A 17,878-nucleotide genomic window follows, 5' to 3' on the forward strand; every position below is an offset into this window, starting at 1 on the left:
TGGAAAGAAGGAAAATAAAAAAACAAAAAAACGGGGATCGTAACATAAATCTTACTTTCCCCGAATTTAACAATTTATTGAAAACAATAAATTTTATTTTCTATTTTTTTGGTGGATCAATATTAATCGGATCATCACCAGGACCAGGTGCGTTTGCCTGCGGATTTGAAATTGTATCTTTTACGATTTCTGCTTTTGATTCTGTTTTTTCAAATTCATCAGCAGAACAAGAAAATAAAGTAAGTGACAACAGCGCGCACGCTCCCAATAGATATAGTGTTTTCATTTTTTTAAAATTTAAATGTTGAACAATGGGTATTGCTGCCTGAATCTTTTCCAGGTTGGTTTTTAATGGCAATACCAAATTTTGTTTGGGAAGTGAAGTGCGTAGAACTATAAAACTTTATTTATACTTCCCGGATAAACTCCGATTTACGGTTTTCCGCACTTGTTGACTTAACTAGTTTTGTACATTTGTTTTTAATCTGCAGATCAAAGCGATAACTAATTTTGTTGAGGCAAAGTAACAACCGTTTTGAGCCTGTTTTGATACGGAATTCCGGGATTTCCTGATTCTCCGGAGATGTCCAATAAAAACTTGAAAAAACAGTAATAAATCCTGAAAAATCCTGTGGGCCTATGAGAAAAATTACTCATGATGATATTGAAAATGAATATAAAGAGGCGATTCGAGAGAAATATAGAGTTGAAAAAAATAATGGAAAGCATTCACATTATTTGACTAATCCTTCACAAGCACTTTTGAGAGATTTATGTTGGGAAATATTCAACTCACAACCTAAAGTTGATGATTTAGCAGTTTATCGCACTTTTTTTAAAGCTGAATTTATTCCAAAAGAAGAAGATGCTTCACAGAAATACACAGATAAATTTAAAAAGGTTGGAGCATTTTTAAAAGCGGAGAGAGGAACGGCAAAAATTAGCACTGTAGAATTAGCAGCTATTTTGGTAGATTTTGAACCTAGACCATTTAGAAAATTTGTTAAAAAAGAATTTGAATCTGACCAGCCTAAAAAAGAAAATGTTTTTACTGGTAATGTTATAGATAGTATAAATGAAACAAATTTCAGCACTGTAACTTTAGATTTTGAAAAAGAGCCAGAAAGCTCTAAAGCAGAAATTTTACCAGTTCCTTTAAAATCAAAATCAATAAATCTATTTTTAAATGTAAAAGAGAAAATTTTACATAGATTTAAAGAGAAACTGAAGATGACTGTAATTGCAGTAGCTCTAATTTTTGGTTTAATTACCGCTGTAGTTTACTTCGCCTTTTTTAAAAAGCATTGTATGCAATGGACAGGCGATCATTATGAAGTTGTAGATTGTACTTCTAATAATGAGAAGAACTTGAATGTTGTAATTCCATTAGATAATGATCTTTTAGATTTTAAGAAAATAAATGCTTGTGATACGACAAAATGTTTTTTAAATAATGGAGAAGCTATTATTTGGTATTGTAAAACAGCAAATGGAATTGATTTTTTTAATGATAATGGAAATGGCAGACATCCAGAAAATAAAAAGGCACTTCGTCCAATGACGAATTATATGTTTAGCAGATACTTAAAAGGTAAACCGTGTGAATAATTATCATTACTAATAAATACTAAAATGCGATTTATGTAAGATATTCCTAAAATCATGAAATAATTTGTAAGTATATACATTTAATTTAGCAGTATTGAATTAAATTAATAAAAAAAACAAATGAACCATGAAAAATAGAAAATTTTTATTCGTATTAGCCTTAAGCTTAGGAGTGTTTGCTACATCTTGCAGTAGTGACGATAATGAAGGAGAAACAATTGTGCCAATTCAGGGGAAATACAATTTGAGACAAACAGGAACAATTGTTAATGGACAAGAAGTTTTAGTTGATGCACCACAAAATCAAGCTGGCTGCCCTGGAGATTATTTAGATCTTAGATTGAGTAATACTGCAGTAATGGGTGATTATGAAGGTTCTGAGTGCGCTTTGACAGAAACTACAGGAACTTATGTAAGATCTCATAATGATTTAACTCTTACTATTGGAAATGTATCTTCTACAAGTGATATCATGAACCTTACAAATAAAGAGCTAAAAATTAAAGATAAAACAACAGGAATTATTACAGTTTACAGTAGATAATAAATTGTTTTGAAATTAAAAAACGGAAACTTCAATTAAGTAGTTTCCGTTTTTTTTATTCATTACATTTCTTTTATTCAATTTCTTTTACAGGAATGTAAATATCAAAAGAAGCACCTTCATTCTGCACGCCAGAAGCAGTAATGATTCCGTTATGGTTTTCTACAATTTTTTTGACAATTGCGAGTCCGATTCCGGTGCCATTATAACGATCTCTGCCATGTAGGCGTTGAAATACTTCGAATATTTTTTTGTTGTATTGAGATTCAAAACCAATTCCGTTGTCTGAAACTTTAATGTGGCAGTACTTTTTAATAGGAATCAGTTTTTCTTCTTCTAAATCTTCGCCCAATTTAATTTCGCTACTGATGTTGATGACTACTGGAATTTCTGGATTTGAAAACTTTAAGGAATTACTAATCAAATTATATAGCAATTGCTTGAACTGGAACGGAATAATATCAACTTTAGAATTCTGTTCAATCTTAATTACGGCACTTTTCTGTTCTAATTCTTCGGTTAAATCTTCTTTTACTTCGCCGATGATTTGTGCTAGATCTGTTTTTATAAAAATTCGTTCCTGAATATTTGTTCTAGAATAAGCCAATAAATCGTTTATTAAAGTTTGCATTCGCTGTGCGGCATTCTGCATTCTTTTAAATTTATCCATCCCATTTTCAGATAAATTTTCAGATTCTTTTTCTATAATCTGCGAGGCAAAAGTCTGTATTTTTCTAAGCGGTTCTTGCAAATCATGACTAGAAATGTACGCAAATGACTGAAGTTCTTTATTCATTTCTTCCAGCTCATTGTTTTTTTGCTCGAGTTCGAGTGCATTCATTTTTAAAGTATCGTCGGCTTTTTTTCTTTCTGTTAAATCATGCGTAACTTTAGAAAATCCAATAACGTCACCTTTTTTATTGTGAACAGCGGTAATTACCACACTTGCCCAGAATAAAATTCCGTCTTTACGCGCTCTCCAGCCTTCGTGAATTACTTTTCCTTTTTCTCTGGCCAATTGTAAAAGTTTCTCGGGTAATTGGGCTTTTTGATCTTCATCGGTATAAAAAACAGCAAAATATTTTCCTATAATTTCTTCTGCCTTATAACCTTTAATTTTTTCGGCTCCAACATTCCAATTTTCTACAATACCTTTTGGGTTGAGGTAGAGAATGGAGTATTCCTGAACTTCTTCGACCATTAAATGGTAACGTTCTTCACTTTTTCGAAGCGATTCATTTATCTGGATTAATTCTCTTGTCCTGGCAGTAACCTGCTGTTCAAGTTCGTGAGTAAAAGCTTTTTCGGTATGAATATCGGTAAAGGCGCCAACCCATTTTATAATAGTATTGTCCAGCCCAAAAACAGGTTCTCCAATAACAGTGTGCCATCTGTAAGAACCATCTTTTCTACGCATTCTTACGTCGCAACGGTACATTTCTCCGGTTGCAAGCGCGTGTTGCCAGATTCTGACATTTTCTTCAAAATCATCGGGATGAATCATTTTTTGCCAAGAACCTTCTGCTCCTGGTTCAATTCCTGTATATTCGAACCATCTTCCAGATGTAAACAGCGAATTGCCATCAGCATCGGTTTCCCAAATTAACTGCGGAATACTTTCTGTAAGTAAGCGGAATCTTTTTTCGCTTTCTTCGATTTTTTTTCTGGCTTCTACTTTTTCTGTAACATCTATTAGTGTCATTCTAACTCCAGAAATAGAATTATCGCTTTCGCGAAGCGGTGCAAATTCAAAATCTACATAAAATTGATTGCCCGTTTTTTCATTATCAATATATAGTAAAGATTCCGACTCAGCATGTACATTTCCAGATTCATACACTTTCTTTAACAAATCTGCATATTTTTGCTCGCTGAGTTCTGGAAATATTTCTAATAGTTTTTTTCCTTGAACTACCGATTCTTCTTTTTTCCAAATATTATTTAAAAGCACAAAATTGGCCATTTCGATCACAAAATCAGTTCCGCGTAAAATGGCTTTAGGAACAGGCGACTGCATAATGAGATTTCGCAGTTTCTTTTCGCTTTCTTCTATTTTCTGTTGGTATTTTTTCTCCTCAGTTATGTCTCTAATAGTTCCGATAAGCTTTTGAGGCTCATTATTTTCATCATAAAAAAGTTTTCCTTTTCCTTCAATCCAATGCACAGATTGGTCAGTCCAGATTACCCTCGCTTCATAATTTAGAACGCCTTTTTCTAAAGCTTCTTTAAAAGCTCTATTTCTAATTGGCATATCATCTGGATGCAAATGTGTCAAAAGTTGTTCATGAGTTAGCTGAAGATCTTCTTTGTAGCCACCTACAATTTCAAGATATCTTTGAGAATAAATTGGTTCTCGTGTTTTTACATTCAGTTCCCAAGTTCCTAATTCACTGGCTTCAACGACTATTTTAAGACGATCCTCATTCAATTCAATTTTCTTGCGTGCTTCAACTTTTTCACTCACTTCGGTAACCGTTACAATAATTCCCGAAATACTTCCATCTTCTTCTTTTAAAGGATGATAAAGAAAATCAAAATAAGAGGTTTCTGTTTTACCGTATCGGTTCAAAGGAACAGGAACTTCGCTTCCGTGAAAAGGGATACCAGTTTTCATCACACCATCTAATAATGCGCTTACAGTTTCTTCTACTTCAGGAAGAGAATCATATAAAGGCCTTCCTACAAATGCCTCTTCTTTTCTGTCAACAAGTTTTAAATAAGCTTCGTTGGCCATTTCTACCACATATTTAGGTCCGCGAAGAATAGTAATGCCAACGGGAGCTTGTCTTACCGTATTACGGAATCGCTTGTCGCTTTCTTCAATTTTTTGTTTGGCCAGAGATAAATCGGTTATATCAACACCTGTATTCATTACGCCGTAAACTTTTCCATTTAGGTCATATAAAGGTGTAAAGCTATAATTGAAATAGGATGTTTTTAAAACATTGTCTACTATAAGTTCAATTTTTGCATTTTTAGAATGAAAGGATTGTCCTGTTTCATATACCGTTTCAACTTGTTTAAAAATGGGTGCATCCTTTAACTCAGGAAGAAGTTCCGTGTAGGTTTTGCCAATCACATCTGGACCTTTTCCCCAGACTTTAATTATGGAGTCGTTTGCCAGTTCAATACGCATTTCTTTTCCAACGTAAACTGCAATAGGAAAAGGAGCATTTTCGACTAGCTGTCTTATTTTTTGTTCACTTTCTTCTACTTTTGAACGGGCCAAAACCTGAGCCGTAACTTCTGTAGCAATTGCAGCAACACCAGAAATAGTGCCGTCTTTTTCTCTCAGTGCTTCGTAAACAAAATTGATATACGTATTTTCTGTTTGTCCATTTCTATTAAGCTGGACAAATGACTCATCTGTAGTGACTTTATTTCCTTCTACAAAAACTTTGCGGAGAATTTCATCAAAACCTTGTTTTTTTAATTTTGGAAGAGCTTCAAAAACAGGTTGGTTAATTACATTTTCGGCTTTTGTTTCCCACAGTTGCAGCATCTGTTCGTTGGCGATTTCAACAACATGGTTTTTGCCTCTAAAGATGCACATTGCCACAGGCGCCTGCAGAATGTTATTGACAAATCGCGCATTACTTTCCTGCAATGCATCTGCAACAATTTTCTTTTCGGTTGTTTCAATAACGGTCACTAAAATTCCGCCAATAGAACCGTCTTCAATTTTTATAGGACTATACGCAAAATCAAAAAAGCAATCTTCTGTGTAACCATTGCGATGGAGTGGAACTTTAAAATCAGGAAAACTTGCAGCATTTCCTTTCATGACATCGGTAAACATAGGACCAATAGTATCCCAGATTTCGCCAAATGTTTCCCGCGAGCTTTTGCCTAAAGCATCAGGATGTTTAGAAGTGCCAAGAATAGGGCGAAAAGCATCATTATACAATTGCGTATAGTTTTCTCCCCAAGCAATGTACATTCCAAACGGATTGCTGAGCATCATTGCTGTGATTGTTTTTAAGCTTTGTGGCCAATTTTCAGGATCGCCCAAAGAAGTTTTATTCCAATCTGCAGAACGAATTAAATTGCCCATTTCTCCTTCTTCAGAAAGAAAAGAATGTTCCTTTTTTTTGCGGTTCATTTCCAAAGAAGATTAAGGTTGCAGAATGAAATTGGCTCTTTCGGGCTGTTTGAAATTATTTTCAGATGCGATAGTGAGTGCTTTATCTATCACATTTTTGAGTTTAGAAAATTCTCCTGGTTTTCTAATGTAAAAAGAAGCACCTTTTTTGAACAAATTCTCTACTATTTCTCCATCTAGCGAAGTAGAGAAAATAATAACAGGCAGGTTTTTTAAGCTTTCGCTATCTTTTATTTCTGCCAGGCATTCTAAGCCGTTTTTTAGCGGCATATTTAAATCCAAAAAAACAACATCTGGAAGATTTGAAATATTATTTTTTAAATAATTCATTAATTGTACTCCATCGTGTACCATTGTTAAAGTAGTGCTGACGCTTATTTCGTCGAGAGCTTCTTTAAAGAAAAGGCAGTCATCTTCGTCATCATCAGCCAATAAAAGATAATAATGCTCTTTATTCATTTTATAGTCTCCTTAAAGTTAGGTTAAGTTTATTTCGATAAATTTAGCTTATTTTACGTGAAATTTCTAGCTTTTTTGTGAAGAATGTTTTTTTATGACAAATAAATAACGAAAAACAAGAGCGTTTTTTCTTTCTAGTACAATTTTGTTTTAATAAAAACGTTTTAATATTTCTTACTCTTATTTTAAAAAAAAAGCTTTTTTGAGATTCATTTTTCTTTCTCTATAGAAGAATGAGATGTGCTTAGCCCTTTTTAAATCTCGGTTTTTTATCGCAAATTCAACAATTTTGGTGTATACGGTATCCAAAATGTGTGAAATAATTACACACTCTTTTTTGCCTTTATTTTCTTAAACGGCTCTATACCAGTTTAGAATCGTATTGGCATGCGACTTGCAAATTGTGTTTATGTCAAATCTTTTATGTGTCCCGTTTTTGAAAGGAAGAAGATTTTACTAAAAGCCAAATTAAGAAAATTAAAAAAGGAGTATAAGCATGGAAAGCGAAACAATTATCTCAGAACAATTTTATGCGAACAGCAGTTCAGCTATCAGCAAAAAAACATTAAACGGTTCTTTTTTTAGAACCAATGAAAAAGCACAAAAAATACACGTAAAAAGACCAAACAGCCTTTTTGGTTCTGCGGTTTTAATTGGAACATTTATATTAATGTTGGTCGGAACTTATTTTGTAATTCAGTTGCAAGATGATTTCGAACAATTTCAAATGGAAAGAATCGAATCTACCTTAGGATTTCCTTTTTTGGTTATTGCTACAATTTTATTCTTTTATCAAGCAGGAGTTTTCCTTTACAGTTCTTACCTGTATTTGAGATATAAAGCAATTCCATCTGTGTCAGATGATTTATTGCCAACTTGTACGATTATTGTACCGGCTTACAACGAAGGAAAATTAGTTTGGGACACTTTATTGAGTCTTGCAGACAGCGATTATCCGGCAGAAAAATTACAGCTTTTGGCAATTGACGATGGAAGTAAAGACGATACTTGGTATTGGATGCAGGAAGCGAAAGCAAAATTAGGAGATAGAGTAACGATCTTTCAACAGCCAAAAAATGCTGGAAAACGCCACGCTTTATACAGAGGATTTAAATTGGGTACAGGAGAAATTTTTGTAACGGTAGATAGTGATTCTATTGTCAAAAAAGATACTTTAAGAAACTTGGTAAGTCCGTTTGTGGTAAACAAAAAATGTGGTGCCGTTGCAGGAAATGTTCAGGTTCTAAATAACAAAACAGCTATTTTACCAAAAATGTTGAATGTAAGTTTTGTAATGAGTTTTGAATTTCAACGTTCTGCAGAAAGTGAGTTAGGATCTGTTTTATGTACTCCAGGCGCACTTGCAGCGTACAGAAGAGACGCAGTATTTAACTGTCTTCCAGAATGGATCAACCAGACTTTTATGGGACAGCCATCAGATATTGGAGAAGACCGTGCGATGACTAACATGATCTTAAAACAAGGTTTGGAAGTGAAGTTTCAGAGAAATGCAGTGGTTTTAACCAACGTTCCTGAAGAATACAAAGGTCTGTACAAAATGTTTATCAGATGGGCGAGAAGTAATGTTCGTGAAAATCTGGCAATGGGAAAATTTGTATTCACCAACTTTAGAAAAGGATCAAAATTTGGAGCAAGAATGCTGTTTTTAAATCAGTTTTTTAGAATCGCAATGACGTATCCGTTTTTAATATTTATGCTATATTTTATTGCAGTTCACCCAATATTGTTTTTGACTTCTACATTTTTTGGAATTCTAATTATGTCGACATTCTCAATGGTGTTTTATGCAAAAAAATATAAATCAACAGAATCTTTCTGGGCATATACATATAGTTTTTTCTATACTTTCAGTTTATTCTGGATTGCACCTTATGCTCTAGTAACAGCCAACAAAAGAGGATGGCTAACAAGAGGATTATAATTTAGTACACTATTCATTCTATATAAAAACTCCACCAAATGTAAACCCGCTGTATTATGCAGCGGGTTTTCTATTTTATTTGGAATCTAAAGCAGCGATAATCTGCCTTTTCATTGCAGTATTGGTATAGTCTAAAGCTTCTGCATAAGAAATCGAATAACGTCTTTCTATGTTTTGAAAATGTTTTGGAAACGTGCTTAAAATTTTATCGTAATAAATATTAAGCTGTTTCTCTGAAGGCATTTCATATTTTAAACGAAGCTGAAATCTTCGCAATAAAGCACTATCAATTATTTCGTAATGATTGGTTGCACAGATCAATAAACTATCAGATGGGAAATAATCAAAAAGCTGAATAATGGTGTTAACCAAACGTCTCATTTCGCCAACATCTTTATCGTCGCTATCACGGCTTTTTCCGATCTGGTCAAATTCATCTAAAAATAAAACCGCTCTTTCTCGAATAGCTTTATCAAAAATCGCTTTTAAATTTTTAGAAGTTTCGCCAATTCTAGAATCGACAACAGTGCTGAGGTTTACAATGATAATTTTTTTGTTTAAAGTATGAGCAATCGCTTTTGCCGTTGTCGTTTTGCCGCAACCAGAACTTCCGTGCAGTAAAATCTTATTATCAACTTTAAGATTATATTGCTTTAACTCTTCCATATATTGATGTTCTTTTATGATTTGAAGCAAAGCGGCTTTGTTTTCATCGCTAAAAAACAAATCGTCTAGAGCAATTTTTTCAGTATCAATTACAGTAAGGTCATTCAGGTTCATCTACAGTTTATTTTTTGCAAAAGTAATTTTTTATTTTTTTAATTGTTGTCAATATGTGCAACCCCGCTGGGGTTGTGAGAGACGGTGATTTTGAATTTTTCTACCGATATGTAATCCCTCTGGGATTTTTTGTTTAATATGTTTTGCTCCATTATTTAATATGCAATTCCGTTGGGATTGAAAATAACGTTGATCTAATTTTCTACCGATATGTAATCCCTCTGGGATTTTTTTGTTTAATATGTTTTGCTCCATTATTTAATATGCAATTCCGTTGGGATTGAAAATAACGTTGATCTAATTTTCTGCCGATATGTAATCCCTCTGGGATTTTTTTGTTTAATATGTTTTGCTACATTACTTAATATGCAATTCCGTTGGGATTGAAAATAACGTTGATCTGATTTTCTATGAATATTTAATTCCTACTGGCATTTTTTTAAATATTGAAAAATAAATCGTCTAAATAATATCCCAGAGGGATTACATATTGGTAGAAAAAAATCCCGCACCCACACCCAGAATAATAACTCCAGCGGAGTTTAATGTTTATATACAATTTTGAATTTTCTATAAATATTTAATCACAATGGGATTTTTTTAAATATTGAAAAATAAATCATCTAAAGAATATCCCAGAGGGATTACATATTGGTAGAAAAATATTCATGAAAAAAAAAACGTCTCAAACGATAACTCAATTTCATTCCAACAAATTCTCATTCCATATTTCTTTCCCTAAAAATCGATTTCCGAATATTGATGTTCCAACTCTAACCATATTAGAACCTTCAGCAATGGCAAGTTCTAAATCCTGAGACATTCCCATAGAAAGTTTTAAATCGGATGCAATTCCTTCTGCATAAATTTCATCTCGAATTGTTTTTAAAAGCCGTAAAGACGGAATCATTTTTTCTTTTTCAACATCCAAAAGTCCGATTGTCATTAAACCTTTAATATTTAAAGTCTCGTACGTTTTTATTTTTTTAATGAAAGAAAGAACTTCTTCTGGCGCTAGACCGAATTTACTTTCCTCATACGATGTATTGACTTGCACAAAAACATCTAATTTTCTGTTTAGCTTTTGAAGCTGTTTGTGCAATTCGTCTGCCAAACTTATTCTGTCGAGAGACTGAATGCATGTCACGTATTTCAAAACATCTTTCACTTTATTGGTTTGAAGGTGTCCAATAAAATGCCGTTCAACAGGAAGATTTTTCAAAATATCATCTTTATCTCTTAATTCCTGCATTTTGTTTTCTCCCATCAAAGTTTCTCCCGCTTCAATCGCAATGCGTATTTTTTCTGCAGGAACTGTTTTGGTCGCCAATAAAAGCTGGACATCTGCAGGATTTCTTCCTGAAACTTTACAAGCCTCTTCAATGCGATGACGAACCTCATTCAAATTAAAAATAATATCGTTTTCCATACCGCAAAATTAACGCTCAACCACAAATTTTTACTGGACCAGTACAACTCAAAAATTCAAAAAACTGGATGATTCGACACCTTCAAATCGAATATAAATTTGCAGATTAAAATGAAACTTCTAAGATACTAAGTTTCTGAGATATTGATCATTGTATGTTTTGCATAAATCTTCGTAAACATTTTGCTGTTAAAAATGAGTAAAAATGTTTTCTCGCAGATTTAGCAGATAAAGCAGATTGCTGAACTTCTAAAGATTTGTTCAGATCTAGAAGTAAAATCAGCGCGATCAGCTTATCTTAAATCTGCGTGAAGAATTTTTTTCAAATATAAAAAACGAAAAAAATCTGCCGAATCTGCAAAATCTGCGAGAGATTTCTTTAGTGACTTAGCGCCTTAGTCCCGAAGCTTTGGGATAGAACCTTAAAAAAAGAAAAAAATGAAAGTAGCAGTTTGGGATACTTATGTAACCCGCAAAGATGGAAAAATTATGCATTTTGATATTTTGGTTGATGAAAATGTTGATGCAGAAAAAGTATATGATTACGGTAAAAAATATTTGAAAAGTGTAGAACAAGAAGGACAGGATTTGTCTTCAAAAGAATGTCGTTTCTGCCATATCGATAAAGCACCAGTTGAAGTTGAAAATCAGATTCGGGCAAATGGATTTTCTATTATTGAAATGGAAAACTGTAATTAACTTATTGATGATTTTTAACACATAGAAACGTAGTTCTAGAAAATTAAAAAAGGCGTTTCACTTTTATAAATACACATAGCTATGTGTAATGACGAGTCATTTATTTGACCCTTTATTGAAGCAGAATATAAAACTATGTTTCTATGTGTTTAAAAAAGACTTTTAAAAGGGCTTCGACTCTACTAAGCCAGACAATTGTTAGGTTACAAGTTTAATTAACGCTGACTAACAGAGCTTTTAAATCGGTTTTTTTCGCTCCGATAGCTTATCGGGATTGCGATAGCAAATCTGTTAAATCCGCGTTTAATTTTAAAGCAATTTAGACAGCGCTTTTATGCCTTCTTCTATCTGTTTTTCTGAAAGAGAAGCATAACCTAAACGAAAACCTTTTATGGGTTCGTCAAAACTAAATCTATTTGGATTCATAATTTGAATACCTTGCAATTTCAGTTGTTCGAAAACCTCAAGAACGTTAATTTCTTCTTTTGGAACAATCCAAAAAGCCAATCCGCCTTCGGGTTTTGTAAACGAGATTTTATCTTGAAGTTGCTCATTTAAAGTATTTTCGAAATAATCTCTTTTGTTTTTGTAAACCAAACTGGCCTTTTTAAGATGGCGCTTTATTTTGCCTTCATTGATAAGGCTTAAAACGGCTTCTTCCATAATATTATCGCCTTGAACGTCGATAATTTTTCTATGATTTCCTATTTTCTGAATAATCTCATGCGAACTGGCTAAATATCCAATACGCAGAGCAGGAGCGACAATTTTACTGAAAGTGCCAATATAAATGTAATTCTTTAAAGCCGCATAACTTGAAATTGGTAGTATTGGTCGCTGTCCAAAATGAAATTCATTATCGTAATCGTCTTCAATAATCGTAAAATTATATTGATTAGAAAGTTCGATAAGCTTTAATCGCTTTTTTAAAGATAAGGTTACCGTGGTCGGAAATTGATGATGCGGTGTAACATAAATGGCTTTTATGTTTTTGTGCTGCAGGTATTTTTCGACTTGATCAATATCTAGCCCATCAGATTCTACATTTACAGGAAGTAATGTGGCTCCTGCATTTTCAAAAGCTTCCCAAGCAGGTTTGTAGCCTGGATTTTCGATCAAAACAAAATCGCCCGATTTCAGAATGCAATGCGAAGCGAGATACATAGCCATCTGACTTCCTCGTGTAATACAGATTTGATCGTGAGAAATGCTCATGCCGCGCTTAAAATTCAGCATTTGAGTAATCGATTTTCTAAATTCCAGATTTCCCAATTCGCTGCTATAACCCATAATCTGCCAGCGCGATTTCCTGCTGAACAATTCGCGGTAAGCCCTTGCGAGATCATTCATTGGAGCGAGACGACTATCTGGAAGTCCGTCATCAAAAACTAAAAAACTTTTAGATTCTTCGGTTACAATTTTTTGATCTTTTTTGTTCTGAGAAAAATGATTAATCTGTGGAAGCGACTGTGTTACAAAAGTGCCTTTTCGATCAATTGTTACCAGCCAACCTTCGGCATTTAACACATCCAAAGCTTCTACAACCGTATTTCGATTTACCTTGAGTAGGTCGGCGAGCTGTCTGCTACCTGGTAAAGCATTTCCGCTGATCAGTTTTCCATTTTTTATGGCATCAATTACTGCATCGGCAATTTGCAAATAAATAGCTTTGTCTGATTTTTTATCTAGCTGAATTTCTAAGGGCCAAGGTCGAAGCATCTGGACTGTTTTTATTTTGGGAATAAATTTAATCTGCTAGTCCAAAAATACGATAATTATAAAAGAAAATGCTTCGAAAGTATATTTAATATAGTATTAATCAAAAAGGGAATAGTTTTAAAACTATTCCCTTTTTTGTTCTAAGATATTAAGCAAGTACTGTGTCTGGCAGGACACTAGTTTTTTGAGTAAAATTTAAAGTTAACTGATCTAGATGTCCGTAGAAAAAAGTATCCAAAATTTCTTGAAAAACAGGATGTGCATTTTCTACCTGAACAAATAAACTCATAGAAGAATGTAGTTTTCGGGCATCGAGTTCGCCTAAAATGCCTTCGGCAGATTTTTTCTTAAAAGTCAGCAGCAATTTGGAGATTTCAATTAGGTGCTTCGATAAAATCGGGTGATTTAAAAATTCTGTTGCTTCCTTTAAATCGGCAACAGCATAATAATCTGAAATAGCACTTTTTCCTAAACCCTTAATCTGCGGAAAAATGAACCACATCCAGTTGGTTTCTTTTTTTCCTTTTTTAATTTCAGAAAGAGCAGTAAGATAAAGTTTGTTTTGAGCATCTAAAAATCGGGTCAAATCATCTTTTGCGTAAATCATCTCTAGATTAGGTATTAAAGGGTTTGTAAATAGGGTTTCTTCAATTAACACGGTATTATTATATTTTTTGCTGGCTAAAATTTTTAAAAGACAAGATTTTTCTAACTTAATAAGTGTTAAAATAAATCCTAATCAATTTCGCACAGCAGATTATCTTATTTAAAACTTCTTCAAATTTTCGATACCAAAAGTAGAATCCCTTTCTGGATAAGAGTTATAGAATTGTAATCAGACTTTACATAATTCCGATAATACTGTAAGAATGACTTGTTAATTAATTTTTAAAGTTTCTAAATAAGGGAAATTCTAATGTTATTTTAATGTACGGCAAAAAATATGGGTCTAACTTGCGCGCTCACAAAAATGAGAATAACACCGCTAAATCATTGGGTTTTTAGATAAAAAAAGAGAGTTTTTTGCCAACTAAAAAGTAAAATTTAGCAGTAGAATAAATATATTTTTTAGAAATGTTGAATAAAATTAGAAATAGCTTTTTATGTAAATGCCTGCAGGCGTTACTTGTCGGCTATTTTCTAATTAGCAGTTTAAACATTTCTAACAGTGTGAGCCGCATCTTAAGCAATAATACTGAAACCTACACCGTAAAAGGAATTACGTGTAATTTCCTGAAAAAAATCTTCAAATGCGATGGTATTCCAGAAGAACTGGATGACTACAAAACAAAAGATACCAAAACAGCCAAATTAGCAAAAGGAATTCCGTTAATGGAATATTTGATTTCCTCAGAGTCTTCTTTGCTTAATTTATATGTTTTATTGGAACCAAAAGGCAAAAAATATATAGATAATACAATCTTCTCGTTTGGTTTTCATGGAAAAATAGATATACCGCCTCCTCGGGTGAATTCATAAATACTTGTTTTTTTTTAAGGATTAGGATAAAAATCTTAATCTATAAATGCGGTTTTTGCCGTATATTTATTCTATGTAATAATCTTGTATTTATACTTACATTTCATGACACCATTTAAACGTTTCTATAACTTATTGCAGCTCGATAAGCGCGATGTATATCAAATTATCTTCTATGCTGCATTTGCAGGGTTAGTAAATTTATCTCTGCCTTTGGGAATCCAAGCTATTATTAATTTTATTCAAAGCGGACAGCTGAGCGTTTCGTGGATCGTTTTAGTGATTCTGGTAACGATTGGAGTTGGTTTTGGAGGAGTGCTTAACATTTTGCAGTTGCGTATTGTTGAGAATCTGCAACAGCGAATTTTTGTTCGTTCTTCTTTCGAATTTGCTTACAGAATGCCTTTAATTAAATTTAAAGAAATGTATTCTGAATATGCTCCAGAAAAAGCCAATCGTTTTTTCGATACTTTGATGGTGCAAAAAGGTACTGCCAAACTTTTGCTGGATTTCTGTACGGCCTTTCTTCAAGTAGGGCTTGGTATTATATTATTGGTTCTTTACCACTCATTTTTTATGGTAATTGGACTTCTTTTTATCGTCATTTTATATGTCATTTTTAAATTTTCATACAGAGACGGATTAGAAACCAGTTTGAACGAATCAAAATTTAAATATAAAGTAGCGGCTTGGCTTCAGGAAATTGCCAGAAATAGGGATAGTTTCCGTAGAAAAGCAGCTTTTGAATATGCTCTGCAAAGAAATGACGGCTACGTGAGCAACTACGTCAATTACCGTGAAAAACACTTTCAGGTAATGAAAAAACAATACATCCAGCTTACTATTTTTAAGGTAATTGTTACTGCTGCCTTATTATCGATCGGTGGTTTTCTGGTAATTCACCACCAAATGAACATAGGGCAGTTCGTAGCAGCTGAAATCGTAATTGTATTATTAATCAATTCGGTAGAAAAAATCATCTTCGGATTGGAGTCTTTCTACGATGTATTGACTTCTGTTGAAAAAATTGGTCAGGTGACCGATATGGAAATTTCATGCATTCCGCAAACTTCAGACAAAACAGAAAAAGGAATCAATATCGAGACGGAAAGTATCAATTACAATTATCCAGAACACAATAAAAAATCGCTTAAGAATATCAATTTGAAAATTTCTCAAGGAGAAAAAATTATTCTTACCGGAACCAATGGAGCTGGAAAAAGTACTTTACTGCGATTGCTTTCGGGTGTTTTGGAGCCAGAAAGCGGAGCTATGTATGTGACAGACAATTATATGAATCGTCTTAGCGAAGACACCTACAGAGCGCAGGCAGGAACTTACTTGCAGGGCGATACGCTTTTTGCAGGAACGATTAGAGAAAATATTGTCTTTGGAAACGAAGAACTAAATAGCGATGATTTAAAATGGGCTTTAGATAATGTTGGTCTTTCGCCGTATATTAAAACTTTCGAAAATGGGTTGGAGAATCAGATTCATCCTGGAGGTCGTGAACTTTCTGCTTCTGATGTTCAAAAAATTCTTTTGGCAAGAAGTATTGTGGGTAAACCGAATATCTTATTCTTAGAAGATCCAGTAGACAAGATGGACGAAATCACTTCGAGTAAAATTGTTGATTTTTTACTTTCTGAAGAGAACGACTGGACTGTGATTGTAACTTCTAAAAGTGATATTTGGAAAAGCAAATGCAGTCGTATGATTACGATTGATGACGGAAAAATTATTAACGACATAAAGCTTTAATCATGCTCAACATATCTAAAGATAATAACGTACTTATAACGCCGGGCAAATACAAATCGATTACAAGCGTTGCCCGCAGACCGCATTATAGAATTTTAAACAAAGTTATAATCGGCTTTCTAATTTTTCTGGTTTGCTGCCTTTTTCTGCCATGGACTCAGAATATTTCGGGAAGCGGTTCTGTTACCACTTTAAAACCAGATCAAAGACCGCAAACGGTTCATAACACCATTGCGGGACGTATTGAAAAATGGTTTGTAAAAGAAGGAGATTATGTAAAAAAAGGAGATACGATTCTTTTCATTTCAGAGATCAAAGAAGATTATCTTGATCCGAATTTGGTTGGCAATACCAAACAGCAGGTAGATGCCAAAAAAATGGCAGTAGAATCGTATGGCGACAAAGTAAACTCTCTTGATGTGCAGGCGCAGTCGCTAAACACAGAAAGAGAATTGAAATTGCAGCAGGCGCAGAACAAAATCCGTCAGTCACAGCTTAAAATTAAAAGCGACAGTATGGATCTTGTAGCAGTAAAAACACAGCTTCGAATTGCAAAAACACAATTTGACCGTTCGACTGCTTTAAACAAAGAAGGTTTAAAACCTTTGACAGATGTCGAGCAGAAAAGATTGAAACTGCAAGAAGCAGAAGCTTATGTAATTACGCAAGAAAATAAATTGCTGAGCAGTAAAAACGAATTGATCAATGCAAAAGTAGAAATCAATAGAATTACGGCAGAATATGCTGAAAAAATATCAAAATCTAGAAGTGATAAATTTACTGCTTTAAGCACGCAGTACGATACAGAAGCTCAGGTAAACAAACTGCAAAACCAATATACCAATTACAGACTTAGAAACGGTTTGTACTACATTACAGCACCACAGAGCGGTTATGTAAACCGCGCTTTGCTGGCAGGTATTGGAGAAACCATAAAAGAAGGAACTTCTGTAGTAAGTATTATGCCTTCTAAATATGATATTGCAGTAGAAACTTACGTAGATCCAATCGATTTGCCGTTGGTTCACCGCGGTGCAAAAGTTCGTGTTTGGTTTGACGGATGGCCTAGAATCGTATTTTCTGGATGGCCTGGATTGTCTTACGGAACTTACGGAGGAAAAATCGTTGCGATAGAAAACTTTATAAGTCCGAACGGAAAATACAGAATATTAGTAGCTCCAGATGGAGTTGACCGCCACTGGCCAAAAGAGTTAAGTATTGGAGCCGGAGCGCAAAGTATTGCTTTGTTAGAAACGGTTTCGGTTTGGTACGAGATTTGGCGAAACTTGAATGGTTTCCCGCCAAACTATTATAATTCGGGAGAAAAAGAAGCAAAAGGAAAGGAGAAAAAGTAAA

The 17,878-nt window shown here is 33.8% G+C and carries 14 protein-coding genes; 7 read left to right on the forward strand and 7 right to left on the reverse strand.

The window, feature by feature from the left end; translation table 11 throughout:
* Window positions 1-100 precede the first annotated feature (100 nt).
* On the reverse strand, window positions 101-286 hold the full coding sequence (locus EG814_RS06160; RefSeq protein ID WP_125719982.1) for a hypothetical protein: 186 nt from the start codon (window positions 284-286) through the stop codon (window positions 101-103).
* A gap of 353 nt (window positions 287-639) precedes the next feature.
* On the opposite strand from EG814_RS06160, the gene EG814_RS06165 reads away from it, so the two are divergent.
* Window positions 640-1,608, forward strand: a complete 969-nt coding sequence (locus EG814_RS06165; RefSeq protein WP_125719984.1) for a hypothetical protein — start codon at window positions 640-642, stop codon at window positions 1,606-1,608.
* A 127-nt stretch (window positions 1,609-1,735) separates the two neighbouring features.
* Window positions 1,736-2,152: a lipocalin family protein gene (locus tag EG814_RS06170; protein ID WP_125719986.1), complete on the forward strand. Its 417-nt coding sequence runs from the start codon at window positions 1,736-1,738 to the stop codon at window positions 2,150-2,152.
* A 73-nt stretch (window positions 2,153-2,225) separates the two neighbouring features.
* Here EG814_RS06170 and EG814_RS06175 read toward each other — a convergent pair whose 3' ends face one another.
* Together EG814_RS06175 and EG814_RS06180 are read right to left on the reverse strand one after the other, a co-directional pair.
* Window positions 2,226-6,254 (reverse strand): PAS domain S-box protein, encoded by a 4,029-nt coding sequence (locus tag EG814_RS06175; RefSeq protein ID WP_125719988.1) that lies wholly within the window; start codon window positions 6,252-6,254, stop codon window positions 2,226-2,228.
* Between the two features lie 12 nt (window positions 6,255-6,266).
* Entirely contained in the window at window positions 6,267-6,713 is a 447-nt protein-coding gene (locus EG814_RS06180; protein WP_125719990.1) for a response regulator, read from the reverse strand.
* Between the two features lie 496 nt (window positions 6,714-7,209).
* Here EG814_RS06180 and EG814_RS06185 point away from each other — a divergent pair, with 496 nt between their 5' ends.
* A complete protein-coding gene (locus EG814_RS06185; protein ID WP_125719991.1) occupies window positions 7,210-8,655 on the forward strand; it encodes a glycosyltransferase in 1,446 nt (481 codons plus the stop codon).
* Between the two features lie 75 nt (window positions 8,656-8,730).
* Here EG814_RS06185 and EG814_RS06190 read toward each other — a convergent pair whose 3' ends face one another.
* Window positions 8,731-9,435 carry an AAA family ATPase gene (locus EG814_RS06190; protein WP_125719993.1) on the reverse strand — a complete coding sequence of 235 codons (705 nt, stop codon included), beginning with the start codon at window positions 9,433-9,435 and terminating at the stop codon, window positions 8,731-8,733.
* 703 nt (window positions 9,436-10,138) lie between these two features.
* A complete protein-coding gene (locus EG814_RS06195; RefSeq protein WP_125719995.1) occupies window positions 10,139-10,864 on the reverse strand; it encodes a YggS family pyridoxal phosphate-dependent enzyme in 726 nt (241 codons plus the stop codon).
* A 438-nt stretch (window positions 10,865-11,302) separates the two neighbouring features.
* Between EG814_RS06195 and EG814_RS06200 the strand changes: the two genes are divergently transcribed.
* The gene (locus tag EG814_RS06200; protein ID WP_125719997.1) at window positions 11,303-11,563 is read left to right on the forward strand and encodes a DUF2024 family protein; all 261 of its coding nucleotides are present in this window, start codon (window positions 11,303-11,305) and stop codon (window positions 11,561-11,563) included.
* Between the two features lie 309 nt (window positions 11,564-11,872).
* Here the strand turns inward: EG814_RS06200 and pdxR are convergent, their stop codons facing one another.
* Together pdxR and EG814_RS06210 are read right to left on the reverse strand one after the other, a co-directional pair.
* Window positions 11,873-13,282 carry a MocR-like pyridoxine biosynthesis transcription factor PdxR gene (gene pdxR, locus EG814_RS06205; RefSeq protein WP_125719999.1) on the reverse strand — a complete coding sequence of 470 codons (1,410 nt, stop codon included), beginning with the start codon at window positions 13,280-13,282 and terminating at the stop codon, window positions 11,873-11,875.
* A 148-nt stretch (window positions 13,283-13,430) separates the two neighbouring features.
* Window positions 13,431-13,889, reverse strand: a complete 459-nt coding sequence (locus EG814_RS06210) for a DUF1810 domain-containing protein (protein WP_125720001.1) — start codon at window positions 13,887-13,889, stop codon at window positions 13,431-13,433.
* Between the two features lie 563 nt (window positions 13,890-14,452).
* Here EG814_RS06210 and EG814_RS06215 point away from each other — a divergent pair.
* From EG814_RS06215 to EG814_RS06225, 3 genes are all read left to right on the forward strand, one after another.
* On the forward strand, window positions 14,453-14,761 hold the full coding sequence (locus EG814_RS06215) for a hypothetical protein (RefSeq protein ID WP_235830920.1): 309 nt from the start codon (window positions 14,453-14,455) through the stop codon (window positions 14,759-14,761).
* Between the two features lie 105 nt (window positions 14,762-14,866).
* Window positions 14,867-16,522, forward strand: a complete 1,656-nt coding sequence (locus EG814_RS06220; RefSeq protein ID WP_125720005.1) for a peptidase domain-containing ABC transporter — start codon at window positions 14,867-14,869, stop codon at window positions 16,520-16,522.
* A 2-nt stretch (window positions 16,523-16,524) separates the two neighbouring features.
* Window positions 16,525-17,877: an HlyD family secretion protein gene (locus tag EG814_RS06225; RefSeq protein ID WP_125720007.1), complete on the forward strand. Its 1,353-nt coding sequence runs from the start codon at window positions 16,525-16,527 to the stop codon at window positions 17,875-17,877.
* Window position 17,878 lies beyond the last annotated feature (1 nt).

This window comes from Flavobacterium ustbae (genome assembly GCF_003946915.1).
Lineage (GTDB): Bacteria > Bacteroidota > Bacteroidia > Flavobacteriales > Flavobacteriaceae > Flavobacterium > Flavobacterium ustbae.

Excerpts from the sequence above, each read along its gene's own strand:
- EG814_RS06160 (WP_125719982.1), bottom strand. The coding sequence starts at position 286 with ATGAAAACACTATATCTATTGGGAGCGTGCGCGCTGTTGTCACTTACT.
- EG814_RS06165 (WP_125719984.1), top strand. The coding sequence starts at position 640 with ATGAGAAAAATTACTCATGATGATATTGAAAATGAATATAAAGAGGCG.
- EG814_RS06170 (WP_125719986.1), top strand. The coding sequence starts at position 1,736 with ATGAAAAATAGAAAATTTTTATTCGTATTAGCCTTAAGCTTAGGAGTG.
- EG814_RS06175 (WP_125719988.1), bottom strand. The coding sequence starts at position 6,254 with ATGAACCGCAAAAAAAAGGAACATTCTTTTCTTTCTGAAGAAGGAGAA.
- EG814_RS06180 (WP_125719990.1), bottom strand. The coding sequence starts at position 6,713 with ATGAATAAAGAGCATTATTATCTTTTATTGGCTGATGATGACGAAGAT.
- EG814_RS06185 (WP_125719991.1), top strand. The coding sequence starts at position 7,210 with ATGGAAAGCGAAACAATTATCTCAGAACAATTTTATGCGAACAGCAGT.
- EG814_RS06190 (WP_125719993.1), bottom strand. The coding sequence starts at position 9,435 with ATGAACCTGAATGACCTTACTGTAATTGATACTGAAAAAATTGCTCTA.
- EG814_RS06195 (WP_125719995.1), bottom strand. The coding sequence starts at position 10,864 with ATGGAAAACGATATTATTTTTAATTTGAATGAGGTTCGTCATCGCATT.
- EG814_RS06200 (WP_125719997.1), top strand. The coding sequence starts at position 11,303 with ATGAAAGTAGCAGTTTGGGATACTTATGTAACCCGCAAAGATGGAAAA.
- pdxR (WP_125719999.1), bottom strand. The coding sequence starts at position 13,282 with ATGCTTCGACCTTGGCCCTTAGAAATTCAGCTAGATAAAAAATCAGAC.
- EG814_RS06210 (WP_125720001.1), bottom strand. The coding sequence starts at position 13,889 with ATGATTTACGCAAAAGATGATTTGACCCGATTTTTAGATGCTCAAAAC.
- EG814_RS06220 (WP_125720005.1), top strand. The coding sequence starts at position 14,867 with ATGACACCATTTAAACGTTTCTATAACTTATTGCAGCTCGATAAGCGC.
- EG814_RS06225 (WP_125720007.1), top strand. The coding sequence starts at position 16,525 with ATGCTCAACATATCTAAAGATAATAACGTACTTATAACGCCGGGCAAA.